Genomic DNA, 12,801 nt, shown 5'->3' with positions numbered 1-12,801 from the left:
GATAAGACTGCATCAAACGCTTTGTAGTCTATATCTTATGCCGGACCAATACCGCGCTTGATGCCTGGCTTTGTGCTGTCATGCGGCGCCATGTCCGCTCAAACCTCCCCGCCCGCCTCATACGTCACGCGCCCGCCGCAGAGCGTCAGCGCGATGCTGGCCGCAGCGGCATCCTGCGCCAGTCCTTCCAGATCACCGTCGATCAGGACCAGATCGGCCGCCAGCCCTTCGCGCAGCGCGCCGCGATGGGCTTCGGTGAAATCAGCATAGGCGCCTGCGCTGGTATAGGCCATCAAACACTCGTCCAGGCTGATGCGCTGATCGGGCGCGCCTGCGTCCCAAGGCTGCCGCGTCAGCGCGCAATGGATTGCATAGAGCGGCGATAATGGCGAGACCGGCCAATCCGTGCCAAAGGCCAGCGGCACGCCCCGCGCGCGGATCATGCGCCAGGGAAAGGCCGTGTCCCAGCGCGCGCGGCCCATGATGGTCGTCGTCGGCTCCAGCGGCAGACCAGCTGAGCCGGGCGGATGCACCGGCTGCATCGACGCGACGATACCCAGCGGCTTCAGCCGGTCCAGATCCTCGGCGGTGATCGTGTCGATATGCTCGATGCGGTGGCGGGCATCGCGGGGGCCATTGGCGCGGGCCGCTGCCTCGTAGCCGTCGATGGCCGCGCGCACCGCCCCGTCACCCACCGCATGGGTCGCCACCTGCAGGCCGCGCTTGTCGGCGGCGATGCAGATGGCGTTGAAGATATCAGGCGCGATCAGCGGCGCCGAGCGGAAGCCCGCCCGGTCCGGGTAATCCGTGACCGTCAGCGCCGTCCAGGTGTCATAGACGCCATCGAGGAACAGCTTGATCCGCCCGAACTGCAGCCAGCCGGGCACTTCGTCGCCAAAGAGGTCGATCCGCTCGACGCCCTCCGGCCCGTCGCTTTCAACCAGTTTCAGGGGCAGGCTGACCCGCACGGGCATCTCGCGCGCCATCGCCAGCTCGCGCATGAGGCCTGCCTGATAGGGGTTGCCGTCCATGTTGACGGCGGTGGTGATCCCGTGCTGCGCAAGGTATGCGCCCGCCTGCCGGATCGCGGCGCGGTCATGGGCGCGGCCTGTGTGATTCACCGCGTCCAGACCCTTGTTGTCGAGGCTGTCACGCCCCTGATGCGTGGATAGCTTCTGCACGAGAACCATCGCGCCGAACTCGCGCAGCTCCCCGGTGGCAAGTCCGTCCGCGCCCATAACCACCTCGGCCCCCGGCCCGGGATCGGCGCCATGGAGGATGCCAGCCAACTCCAGCGCGCGGGTATTGGCCCAGGCGCAATGCATGTCGACGGCCAACATGCAGATCGGGCGATCCGCCTCGATCCGGTCCAGCATATGCCGATCGGGGCGAATATCCTCGCCAAAGATCGTGTAATTGGTGGCAAAACCCGAGACCAGATCCTGGCCAGGCCGGGTCCGGATGACCTCGGCAAAGGCCTCGCGCACCGCCTTGAGCCCGAAGGTCTCGCCCAGGTTCAGCATCGACAATGTCGCGCCGCCCGCAAAGAGGTGCAGGTGGCTTTCGATGAAACCCGGCATCAGCGCACGTCCGCCGGCGTCGATGATGCGCGTATCGGCCCCGGCCAGCGCGCGAATGCGCTCGTCGCTGCCGAGCGCGGCGATGCAGCCATCTTTGATCGCGACCGCCGTCACGCCCGCCGGGGCAAAGAGCGGGCGGATCGACGCGTTGACGATGACAAGATCAGCGGGCATTGGCCCCCTCCCCAAGGTGGCGGGGGCCTGTACCGGCCCCCGCATCGGTTTACTGCAAGAGTTGCGTCCAAACACGCGTGACAAGATCCTGCGCCTCGGGCGAGCAGGTGCGCGACATCTCGACCGGGACATCGGGGTAAAGCGCGGGCGCGTTTTCCTTGGTGTATTTCTTGTCCGCCTCGACCACCGTCATCGGCGAGGAATGGGCGTAGAAATTCATCTGCGCCGTCGCGTTCTCGGGCGTGGACATGAATTCGATGAACTTGATGGCATTCTCGCGGTTGGGCGCGCCATTGGGGATGACCAGGCTGTCCATCCAGCCGACCAGACCCTCCTTGGGCATCGCATATTCCACCGGAGCGCCATTGCCGATGGCGCGCACCACCTCGCCGTCCCACCAGAAATGGGCCGCGACCTCGCCCGAGCTGAGGCGGCCCACGATATTGTCCGACGAATAGGCGGCCACATGCTCTTTCTGGGCCATCAGCAGGTCAAGCACCTTCTTCATCTCTGCCGCGTCCTCGGTGCAGAAGGGAATGCCGAGGTAGAGTTGCGCGGCGCCGACCACCTCGTCGGGATAGGACAGCATGGCGATGCTGCCAGCCAGATCGCCCTCGGGCTCGAAGAAATACTTGAGGCTATCGGTCGGGCCATCATATTCCTCGGTGTTCACCGCGAACCCGGCCGAGCCATAGGCCAGCGGGATCGAGTAATTCTGCGTCTCGTCCCACCACTGGTTGCGCCAGCGCTCTTCGATATTGTCATAGGCATCCAGCTCGCTGGCGCCGAAATCCTGGATCAGCCCCTCGTCGATCATGATGCGCAGGAAGTGCTGCGAGGGCGAGGCAATGTCATAGCCCGAGGCGCCCGCCTGCAGCTTGGTCAGCAGATCCTCGTTGGAGGTATAGCCGTCGACGCTGACCTCCACGTCATATTCATCGGCGAATGTCTCGATCAGCTCGGGCGAGAGGGATTCCGACCACACGTAGAGGTTCAGCTTGCCCTCGGCCATGGCCGAGCTGCCCATGCAAAGGGCAATCGCGGTTGCAGTTTGGAATTTGGTCATGTCGTCTCTCCTGTTGGATATGGTTTTTATGGGTCCCGGGTCCGGTCGCCCTGCCCGCGTGCCGCCACCGTCAGCGCGATGGTGGCCAGCACCGCCGAGGCCGCGATCAGCATTGTGGCGATCGCGTTCAGCTCGGGCGAGGTGCCGGCGCGGATCAGGGAAAAGATGTAGACGGGCAGCGTCGTCGTGCCGCCCGAACTGAGCATGTTGGACGTGATGAAATCATCCATCGAGATGAGAAAGGCCAGCATCGCGCCCGAAAACAGCCCCGGAAAGATCAGCGGCAGCGTGATGCGGCGAAACACCGTCCAGCGCGGGGCATAAAGGTCCGTCGCCGCCTCCTCGAGGTCCAGCGACATGCCTTGAAGACGAGCGCGGATCGGCAGGAAGGCGAAGGGCGTGCAAAAGGCGGAGTGGGCGATCACCAGTTTGAGCATGCCGTTCTGAAGCCCGATCAGCGAAAAGAGGATCAGCGTCGCCACCGCCAGCACGATCTCGGGCAGAAGCAGCGGCAGGTTGACCACGGTTTCGGACACTCTGCGAAACCGCACATTCCGGCCCCGGATGATGGCCAGCGCCGCCATCAGCGCGATTGTTGTCGCCACCACCGTCGCGATGCCCGCCACGATCAACGAGGTCTCGACCGAGGCCATCAGCGCCTCGTTGTTCAGCGCCGAGCCATACCATTTCAGGGAAAACCCGCTCCAGACGCTGGTGATGCGGTTGGCGTTGAAGGAATAGAGGATGACCACCAGAAGCGGCGCGTAGAGATAGACGAAGAAGAGGATGCTGAGGATCCCGATACCCGGATAGCGCTTGACGTCATGCTTCTTGCTCATGCTGCCGCCTCCTTGCGGGCGCTGCGCAGGGCGATAAGGATCAGCACCAGCATCACGACCACAAGAAGCGTCACAGCAATGGCCGCCCCGAAGGGCCAGTTGCGCGCCCCGCCGAACTGCATCTGAATGAGCGAACCCATCATCATCTGCTTGCCCCCGCCCATCAGGATCGGCTCGAGCACGGCGCCCAGCGCGGGCACGAAGACAAGGATCGCCCCCGATACGATACCGGGTGCGGTCAGCGGCAGGATCACCCGCCGCAGCGTGACCCAGCGGTTGCCATAAAGGTCATGCGCCGCCTCGATCAGCGTGCCGTCCAGCTTCTCGATCGAGGCAAAGACCGGGAGCACCATCAGAGGGATGTAGGTATAGACCATCGCGGCCAGCGTCGCGCCGTCATTATACATCAGCGTCAGTCCTGAGGGCGCGCCGAACGCCTCCAGAAAGCGCGGCAGCGGGCCGCCCTTGCCGAGGATGATCATCCACGCGTAGATCCGCAGGATCATCGACATCCAGAAGGGCAGCGTGACCAGGAACACCAGCGCCGATTTGCGGCTGGCGGGCTGGCTGGCGATGAAATAGGCGACCGGCACCGCAAGGATGAGGCACAGGATCGTGGTCACCGAGGCCAGCAGGATGGTGCGCAGGATGATGATGACATATTGCGGCGTGAACTCCATCTCGCCGGTCCAACCCTCGTTGAAGAGGATCTGGCGATAGCCTGTCAGATCAAAGCTCCATTCGAAGCCGCCATAAGCACCCCGGCTGGCCACGGAGACCGCCGCGACGATGAAGATCGGCAGGATCAGCGCAAAGCACATCAGCAGCCATGCGGGCGCCAGTCCGACATAGGGCAGATTGATCCGCCGGCGGCGTTTGCGCGCCGCAGGGACGTCAGTGGACGCGGCAGACGTCATGCCGCCAGAACCCGCGCCGAGCCGTCGACGAATCCCACATGCACCTTGCTGCCCACGGCGATCATGTCGCCCTCGCGCGAGGCGTTGCGGCGCGAGGCGCGGATTTGCGTGCCGCCAACCGACAGGAGGTAATGGCTGTAGCCCCCCAGGTAATGCGTTTTCAGAACCTCGGCCTCGAAATCGATGCCCTGCACCTGATCCCCAAGGTTCAGCTTTTCGGGGCGGATCGACAGGGTCGCCTTACCCTTCGGGACATGCGTGGCCGACGGCACTTGGATCACGAGCCCGAAAGGCGTGCGCACCGTGGCGCTCTGCCCGTCCGAGCCAAGCACATCGACATCCAGAAAATTCGTCTCGCCCACGAAATCCGCGACGAAACGGTTGGCAGGCTCTTCGTATATCTGCGCCGGCGTGCCGATCTGCTGCACCTGGCCGCCGCCCAGCACGGCGATACGGTCGGACATGTCCAGCGCCTCTTCCTGGTCATGGGTGACGAAGACAAAAGTGATCCCCGTATCGCGCTGCAGTGTGCGCAATTCGTCCCGCATCGCCTGGCGCAGCTTGAGGTCCAGCGCCGAGAGCGGCTCGTCCAGCAGCAGCACCTCCGGCTCGGGGGCCAGCGCACGGGCCAGCGCGATGCGCTGGCGCTGCCCACCCGAAAGTTGGGCAGGCTTGCGCGCGGCAAACGCGTCCATATGCACACGCTCCAGCATCTCGCCCACGCGGGCGCGGATGCGCGCCCGGTCCCAGCCCATGTTCTCAAGGCCGAAGGCGATGTTCTGCTCCAGCGTCATATGCGGAAACAGCGCGTAGCTCTGAAATACCGTATTCACCCGGCGTTTATGCGGCGGGATGTCCACTATATCGCGGTCATGCAGCAGGATGTTCCCGGTATCGGGCGCCTCGAACCCCGCCATCATGCGCAGCAGCGTCGTCTTGCCACATCCCGAGGGGCCGAGCATTGTGAAAAACTCATTCTCGCGGATCTGGAAATTGACCGAGCGCAGCGCCTGAAACGAGCCAAAGCTCTTGGACACGTCAATCACGTCGACCGCGTTCTGCTGGCTCATCTGGTTATCCTTGTCTGCGCGGATCCGGGTCCCGGCTGAGGGATTGGGTCGGTTTGCTGCGGTTCTTGATTGCCGGACTAGACGTCATGCGGCACAGCCGGGTAAATGAGAACTTACGGAACTCTTGATTAGGGAGTGCCTAAGCACGCCGCAATACGCCGTACCTCCTGCGGGCAATTCCCCCCAGAAACCAACGCGCTGCGGGATGGCCGCAGACCAGCCTCGCCAGTGCACGCTCAGCGCCTCGTCGCACGCTGACGCTGCGCATTGGGCTATGATCCCGCGTACCCGGCCTGCTATGCTGAAAAGGTTGGCACCCAAGGACCGGACTCCGCGCAATGCCCCTTCGCTACACGCTACGGCAGTTGGAATATTTCGTGGCCGTCGGTGAGACCGGCAGCATTGCCGCCGCGTCGCAGCAGGTGAACGTGTCCTCCCCGTCCATTTCGGCGGGCGTCACCCAGCTTGAGCATGAGCTCGGCGTCAAGCTTTTCGTGCGCCATCACGCGCATGGGCTGACGCCGACTGCCGCGGGGCGCAAGCTGCTGGATCGCGCGCGGCTGGTGCTGCGGCAGGCGGGCGAGTTGCGCGACATGGCGGGCGAGCTTTCGGGCAGCATCAGGGGACCGCTGGCCGTTGGCTGCCTCAGCACCTTCGCCCAGATCGTCCTGCCGGGCCTGCGCCAGAGTTTCGTCCAGCAATATAGCGACGTGCGGATCACCCAGATCGAGGCGGATCAGTCCGGCCTTTTCAGCATGCAGCGGCAGGCCAAGATCGACCTTGCGCTGACCTATGATCTGGACCTGCCGCGCGATCTGACGTTCCTTCCGATCCTCGAACTGCCGCCCCTCGTCGCACTGAATGAGGCGCACCCCCTCGCCGACCTGCCCGAGATTTCCGTGGAAGAGCTGGCAAGCCATCCCATGGTCCTTCTGGACCTGCCGCATAGCGCCGATTATTTCCTGTCATTCTTCAACGATATCGGCCTGCGGGCGAATATTGCCGAACGCACGCGCGACATGGCGGTCATGCGCGGTCTGGTGGCCAATGGCTTTGGCTACTCGATCGTCAATGTGCGCCCGCTGAACGATCTGGCGCCGGACGGCAAACCGCTGCGTTTCATCCCCCTCAAGGGCCCGCAGCGCCCGATGAAACTGGGCGTCCTGATCGGCACCGGGCATGACAGCACCGAGCTGCTGAAGGCGTTTCTGGAACATGCGCAAAACTGGATCAGGGGCAATGCAGAGGTTTTGCTCGGCGTGCGCCCACCGGGTGACCGGCCGTCAGGCAAGCTGTCTAAGTAGCCGCTCCATCATCGCGTCGCATTCGGCCAGCTGGCTCGCAAGCAGGAACTCATCGGCCTTGTGCCCCTGCCCCTCCATGCTGCCCGGCCCACAGACGACGGTGGGAATTCCCAGCCCGGCAAAGAATCCCGCCTCAGTGCCGAAGGCCACCTTGGTCACTTCCGGCGTGCCGCACAGATCCCCCACACGGCGCACTGCCGGGTGATGCGCCGGGATCTCGAGGCCGGGATAGGTGTTCGTCACCTCCACCGCGATCCCCGCAGCGCGGCTTTGCGCATGATAAGGCGCCGCGATGCGCGCAACCTCCTGCGCAATGCGGGCCTGAAACGTGGCCAGATCGTCGGCCGGCAGGTGGCGCAGCTCGAACTCGATGCTGGCAGTATCAGGCACGATGTTGAGCGCGGTGCCGCCCTGCATCCGCCCCGCATGAACGGTGGAACAGGGCACATCATAGGCCGCGTCCTGCACGCCCGAGGCGGCGTAATCGTCCTGAATGGTGCGCAGGGCGGTGATGAACTCGGCCGCCAGATGCAGCGCGTTGACATGGCGCGGCGCCAGCGCCGAATGCCCGGCCTCGCCCCGGCATATCGCCCGCAGCGCCGCCTTGCCCTTGTGCCCGGTGGCGGCGCGCATCATCGTCGGCTCGCCAACGATGCACAGCTCCGGCTGCCAGCCCATCTGCTGAAAGCCGGGCATCATCTTGGCAATGCCTTGGCAACCGACCTCCTCATCATAGGAAATCGACAGCATCAGAGGCTGCGTCAGGTTCGCTCTGCCCGCCCTGCAGGCCAACGACAGCATCGACGCCAGAAACCCCTTCATGTCGGTCGTCCCGCGCCCATAGAGGCGATCGCCCTCGGGCGTCAGCGCAAAGGGCGGACGGGTCCACGCCTGCCCCTCGGCCGGGACAACGTCGCTATGTGCGGACAACAGAACACCCCCCGGCCCGTCGGGGCCGATCCGGGCCAGCAACCCGCATTTTCTGCCCGCCGGATCAGGAAGGCGGTGCACCGCGAAGCCCGCGGCCTGCAGCACCTCCTCGGCATAGTCGATCAGCGCTAGGTTGCTATCCGCGCTGACCGTGGGAAAGTCGATCAGCCGCGAAAGGATATCGAGGGTGGCCGCATCGGGCGTCATTCGGCCGCTAGCTCCGTGATCTCGCGACGGAACGGCAGCGCATCGCCCAGCGGCGCGCCGTCCAGCTCACGCGCATAGCGGTGACCGGCATAGGTTGCCCAGGCAATCGGCCCCGCCGCCTCGGCATCGCCGAAAAGCTTGACCGAGGCGATCCCCGCATCCGCCCAGTCCGTCTGCCGCGCGATCAGATCAAGGTAGAGCTGATCGTCGCCAATGCGCGAGGCAACCATCACCACCGCATCAGCCTGATACTGCCGCGTCTTGCCGGTATAGACGCAATTACTGACCACGTGATCCGCCGCGATCTGGGTTACGCCGCGATTCAGCACGATATCGACGCCCATCTCGTCCAGCCTGGCGTGGATCGTCGCCTGCTCAAGCGTGTTGTTCGTCCAGTCCGAGACATAGGCCGAGGGCGTGATCAGCGTCACGCTGGCACCCTTCTGCACCAGAAGCTCGGCCAGAACGCCGCCCATGTAGTAGTGATCATCGTCATAGATCACTACATTGCCACCCGGCACACTGCCATCCATCAGATCGTCAGGCGTATAGACCTTCGCGCCCTCCGCGATGGGCATCGGCACCACATGCTGACGGGCGACGCCGTCGCGACGCCATGTGGCCCCCGTGGCAATCGCGATGTTCTGAAAGCCGAATTCAAGGATGCTGGCCGCGTCCAGCGCGCTTTCGCGGTAGATCTCGACATTGGGGCGCTGGGATAGCTGGTAATCGCGGTAATCCACGACGCGGCCCCAGGCCGAAAGGCCCGGCAAGGCGCGCTCGCGCGTGACGCGCCCGCCAATCGCGCCGCGTGCCTCGGCCACCGCCACATCATAGCCGCGCCGGCAGAGCGCCCATGCCGCCTCCAGCCCCGCCGGCCCGGAGCCGACGATCAGCACATTGTCGCTGCTTCCCTTCGCGTTCATCTTCTCGGGGTGCCAGCCCTTGCGCCATTCCTCCATGAAGGTGGGGTTCTGCGTGCAGCGGCTGATCGACATGGTCATGTCGCCGGTGATGCAGATGTTGCAGCCGATGCATTCGCGGATATCCTCGATCCGGCCCTCCTCGATCTTTTTCGGCAGGAACGGATCGGCAATGGAGGGCCGCGCGCAGCCGATGAAATCAAGGGTGCCCGAGCGCACCATCTTGGCCATCACATCGGGCGAGGTAAAGCGGCCCACTCCGACGATAGGTTTGTCAGTCAGCTCGTGAATGCCGCGCACCAGCCCCTCTTGCGCGCCTTCCTCCTTGAAGCGGGATGGCCCCGAGCAATCCTCCCACGTGCCTTGGGCCAGGTCCCACAGGTCGGGCAGATCGCGGTTCATCTCGATGAAGTCGCGGACTTCGGCGTTGGAAAAGCCCAGCTCGCCGATGCTCTCATCGAGGCTGACGCGCAGGGTCAGCGCCATCGTGTCGCCCACCGCGTCGCGCATATCCGCCACCACCTCGCGCGCGAACCGCGAGCGGTTCTCCAGGCTGCCGCCATATTCATCGCTGCGCTGGTTCGTCGCGCGGCTGAGGAAGTGTTGAAAGATGCCGAAGCCATGCGCGCCGTAGAGGCAGATCAGGTCGAACCCCGCCTCTTTCGAACGCTTGGCGGCGTTGACGAACCAGCGGCGCAGATCCTTGATGTCCGACTTTGACAGGGCGCGCGCCTGCACCGGATCGTTGGTGAATGTGCGGATCGGCAGGGCCGAGGGCGCCAGCGGCACCTCCTTGGTGTAGAGGTTCGGACCGTTGATGCCGGAATAGGCCAGCTGGATACCCGCCAAAGCGCCGTGTTCCTTCATCTTTTCGGACATACGGCGCAGCCCTGCGATGTCTTTGTCCTCCCACAGACGCAGCTCGATGAAGGGGGTGATCTCGGACGTGTGGTGCATCTCGCACTGCTCGGTAAAGATCACGCCCCAGCCGCCCTCGGCCTTGATCCCGCGCATCGCGGCAGCCGCGGACGGATCGCGGTAGCCGCCCCCATTGCAATGGGGCACCTGGTAAAAGCGGTTCTTGGCGGTCAGCGGCCCGATCTTGCCAGGCTCGAAAAGAATGTCGTAGCGGGGGTCGCGCCTGGGTCTGTCGTCAAGCATTGTCATCTCCTTAAGCGCGCGCCAGACGCCGCGTCATTGATCGCCGGGCACGCCATAGGATGGTGCCTCGCGCGGGTCGAGCGCGCGCTGGATGTAGGCGTCCAGCTGCGGTTTATAGACGTCCCAGGCGGCCCTGATGGCCTCGATGGGGCAATCCTCGGTCCAGTCGCAGCGCAGATCGGCGACGGGCCAGCTGACCTTGTCCACGATCTTCATCCCTGCCGAATGAACCGGCCCCGCCTCGCCCCCTGCTGCAAGGCCCGCGCGCATCGCGGCGATCAGCCGGTCGCCGATATGGCCCGTGGCCGACAGGTAGCCATCGACGATGGCCTGCGGCACGCTGTCATTGGCCAGAAGATTGCCGCCCGAGGCGACATTCTCGGCCCGCGCATCCGTCCAGATGCCCAGGGAATTCGGGCCCGAATGGATCGCCGTGCCGCCCGCCGCATCGACGGCCAGAACCTGGCGATACTCGATGAACCGCGCCTCTGCCTGCATCTTGGCAATCGCATCCGCGGCGCTCAGCCCATTCTCCATGAAATCGAGTGTCAGCGGGCCCAGCGCCGGATCCGTCACGTTCTGCGAGGCGACCGCGCCGACGCCCGCGCGAGCAAAGGAACAGCGCGCCGCGACGGCAGGCGAGGAGGATGAGATGGCGACCCCAAACATGCCGGTCTCGGGGCAGCGGGCAACAAGGGAAAAGGTCATCGCATCACTCCGGGATTACGGCGGTGCCGTCGATTTCGACCAGCCATTCGGGCCGCGCCAGCGCCTGCACGACAAGGCCGGTCGAGACGGGATGCACGCCCTTGATATATTCGCCCATGGTGCGATAGACCGCCTCGCGGTGGCGCACATCGGTGATGTAGACGACGACCTTGACCAGATGTTCCATCTGGCCGCCCGCCTCCTCGATCAGTTGCTTGATGTTCTGCATGACCTTGTGCGTCTGCTCGACCGGATCATGGCTGTCGATATTCTTGGCGTCGTTCAGGTTCTGCGGGCATTGGCCGCGCAGCCAGACAATCTTGCCGCCCTGCGTGACGACGGCCTGGCACAGATCGTTGTCCAGCTTTTGCTCGGGATAGGTGTCGGATGTGTTGAATTTGCGGATGCGGGTATGGGCCATGAAAGTCTCCGGTCGGTGTGGATTGGCGAGGGTCCCCTGCTTGGGCCCAAGCGTTCAGGCGTCTTCGGTCTGCGGCTGCGCCTGAACATGGTACTCCATGTATTTACGCTGAATACCAATCTGCTCGGCAATATGTTTCGCATCATGCCAGACCCCCCAGATAAAGCTGGAGCCACGCCGCGATTGCCATGGCAGGCCAAGGAAGTAGAGGCCCCGCTGGGGCGAGACGCCGCGATGGTGGATCGGGCGGCCCGCCGCGTCGAAAGCATCGAGCTTGATCCAGCTGTAATCGACGCCAAAGCCCACGGCCCAGATCACCGTGGTGATGCCGGCCTTGGCCAGTTCCAACTCGCGGATCGGCTGCGCCACGCTCTCAGGGTCGGGCGCGCGATCACGCGCTTCGGGTTCCTCGGGCAGATCGAGACCGTTCTGCGCGATATAGGCATCTGCCTCATCCAGCAGGCCAAGGTAATTCGCATCGCCGTTGTCGAGGTTGCGCCGCAGGTCATCGGCCAGATGGATGACGCCGTTCTCATAGCTCTCGGTTCGACCCAGAAGGGTCATGCCCTGATTGCCCAGCCGCCGGAAATCCACCGTCTTGCCGCCTTCCGCGCCGCTGACGGCGATGGTGACATGCTCGGTCCCCGGAGCGGGCGCGGCCATGTCCCACTTGCCCAGAACGCCCAGCCACCAGCAGAAGTCACGCCCGCGATAGGCGCGCGGCGGGCGATCATGCGGCCCGACCGAAAGGTAGACCTTGCGCCCGGCCTTCATCAGCTCTTCGGCGATCTGCGCCCCGGAGGAGCCTGCGCCCACCACCAGCACGGCCCCCTCGGCCAGCGCGCCGGGATTGCGATAGCTGCAGGAATGTATCTGCGCGATGCCCGTATCCTGCGGGATCATGTCCGGGATGATCGGCCTTTGAAACGGGCCGGTCGCCGCGACCACGTTCTGCGCCTCGATCATCCCTTGCGACGTCGTGACGGTAAATCCGCGGCGGCCCTTGTTCCGGCGCACCTCCCTGACCTCGACGCCGCAGGTGATGGGAGCGCCTATCTTCTCGGCATAAGCCACCATGTAATCGGCAACCTCCTCCTTTGCGGGAAAGGCATCTGGGCCGCTCTGGATGAACTCCATACCCGGAAATCGGTCATGCCAGGCCGGCCCGTTGGCGACGAGGGAATCCCACCGCTCCGAGCGCCAGCGCTCGGCGATGCGGCTTCGCTCGAGGACAATGTGGGGTATCCCTGCCTTGCCCAGATGCTCGCTCATGGCGATCCCCGCCTGCCCGGCCCCGACGACCAGCGTATCGGTTTTCTGCATCGACATTAAAGGCTCCCCCCTTTTTTTCGCGATTCACAACATGCCTCACGCCCTCGGCAACGAGCATCCCGCATGACTATGCGAGCATGGGCCGGGCCGAAATTATGAATTCTTGCATCACTGATTAGCCAAATCCTTTAACTGCGATTGCACCCCTCGCGGTTCGAGCGCGTTGACT

11 protein-coding genes are annotated in these 12,801 nt (G+C 64.3%); 1 reads left to right on the top strand and 10 read right to left on the bottom strand.

The window, feature by feature from the left end; all coding sequences use genetic code 11:
• Nucleotides 1-98: 98 nt before the first annotated feature.
• The 5 genes from ACEWPL_RS02060 to ACEWPL_RS02040 are packed head-to-tail and all read right to left on the bottom strand — an operon-like array spanning nucleotide 99 to nucleotide 5,646.
• Nucleotides 99-1,754 (bottom strand): amidohydrolase, encoded by a 1,656-nt coding sequence (locus ACEWPL_RS02060; RefSeq protein WP_393934836.1) that lies wholly within the window; start codon nucleotides 1,752-1,754, stop codon nucleotides 99-101.
• A gap of 49 nt (nucleotides 1,755-1,803) precedes the next feature.
• Nucleotides 1,804-2,820 (bottom strand): extracellular solute-binding protein, encoded by a 1,017-nt coding sequence (locus tag ACEWPL_RS02055; RefSeq protein ID WP_393934837.1) that lies wholly within the window; start codon nucleotides 2,818-2,820, stop codon nucleotides 1,804-1,806.
• A gap of 26 nt (nucleotides 2,821-2,846) precedes the next feature.
• Nucleotides 2,847-3,659 carry an ABC transporter permease gene (locus ACEWPL_RS02050; protein WP_393934838.1) on the bottom strand — a complete coding sequence of 271 codons (813 nt, stop codon included), beginning with the start codon at nucleotides 3,657-3,659 and terminating at the stop codon, nucleotides 2,847-2,849.
• Nucleotides 3,656-4,576 carry an ABC transporter permease gene (locus ACEWPL_RS02045; protein ID WP_393934839.1) on the bottom strand — a complete coding sequence of 307 codons (921 nt, stop codon included), beginning with the start codon at nucleotides 4,574-4,576 and terminating at the stop codon, nucleotides 3,656-3,658. Before ACEWPL_RS02045 ends, ACEWPL_RS02050 begins: the two co-directional genes overlap by 4 nt.
• Nucleotides 4,573-5,646, bottom strand: a complete 1,074-nt coding sequence (locus ACEWPL_RS02040) for an ABC transporter ATP-binding protein (RefSeq protein ID WP_393934840.1) — start codon at nucleotides 5,644-5,646, stop codon at nucleotides 4,573-4,575. The genes ACEWPL_RS02045 and ACEWPL_RS02040 overlap by 4 nt, the downstream gene beginning before the upstream one ends.
• Nucleotides 5,647-5,984: 338 nt before the next feature.
• Between ACEWPL_RS02040 and ACEWPL_RS02035 the strand changes: the two genes are divergently transcribed.
• Complete coding sequence (locus ACEWPL_RS02035; protein WP_393934841.1) at nucleotides 5,985-6,950, top strand: LysR family transcriptional regulator; 966 nt, start codon at nucleotides 5,985-5,987, stop codon at nucleotides 6,948-6,950.
• Here the strand turns inward: ACEWPL_RS02035 and argE are convergent.
• From argE to ACEWPL_RS02010, 5 genes are read right to left on the bottom strand one after another with little or no spacing between them, the layout of a single operon-like run.
• On the bottom strand, nucleotides 6,930-8,087 hold the full coding sequence (gene argE, locus ACEWPL_RS02030) for an acetylornithine deacetylase (RefSeq protein ID WP_393934842.1): 1,158 nt from the start codon (nucleotides 8,085-8,087) through the stop codon (nucleotides 6,930-6,932). The two genes, ACEWPL_RS02035 and argE, sit on opposite strands and share 21 nt — an antisense overlap.
• Nucleotides 8,084-10,171: an oxidoreductase gene (locus ACEWPL_RS02025; RefSeq protein WP_393934843.1), complete on the bottom strand. Its 2,088-nt coding sequence runs from the start codon at nucleotides 10,169-10,171 to the stop codon at nucleotides 8,084-8,086. Before ACEWPL_RS02025 ends, argE begins: the two co-directional genes overlap by 4 nt.
• Nucleotides 10,172-10,204: 33 nt before the next feature.
• Nucleotides 10,205-10,879: a DUF1028 domain-containing protein gene (locus ACEWPL_RS02020; RefSeq protein ID WP_393934844.1), complete on the bottom strand. Its 675-nt coding sequence runs from the start codon at nucleotides 10,877-10,879 to the stop codon at nucleotides 10,205-10,207.
• Nucleotides 10,880-10,883: 4 nt separating this feature from the next.
• Nucleotides 10,884-11,300 carry a RidA family protein gene (locus ACEWPL_RS02015; RefSeq protein WP_393934845.1) on the bottom strand — a complete coding sequence of 139 codons (417 nt, stop codon included), beginning with the start codon at nucleotides 11,298-11,300 and terminating at the stop codon, nucleotides 10,884-10,886.
• A gap of 54 nt (nucleotides 11,301-11,354) precedes the next feature.
• Nucleotides 11,355-12,629 carry a flavin-containing monooxygenase gene (locus ACEWPL_RS02010; protein ID WP_393934846.1) on the bottom strand — a complete coding sequence of 425 codons (1,275 nt, stop codon included), beginning with the start codon at nucleotides 12,627-12,629 and terminating at the stop codon, nucleotides 11,355-11,357.
• Nucleotides 12,630-12,801: the final 172 nt, after the last annotated feature.

This window comes from Roseovarius roseus (genome assembly GCF_043355935.2).
Classification (GTDB): domain Bacteria; phylum Pseudomonadota; class Alphaproteobacteria; order Rhodobacterales; family Rhodobacteraceae; genus Roseovarius; species Roseovarius roseus.
The sequence above is the reverse complement of the archived record's forward strand: the minus strand, read 5'-3'. Positions and strand labels throughout refer to the sequence as shown.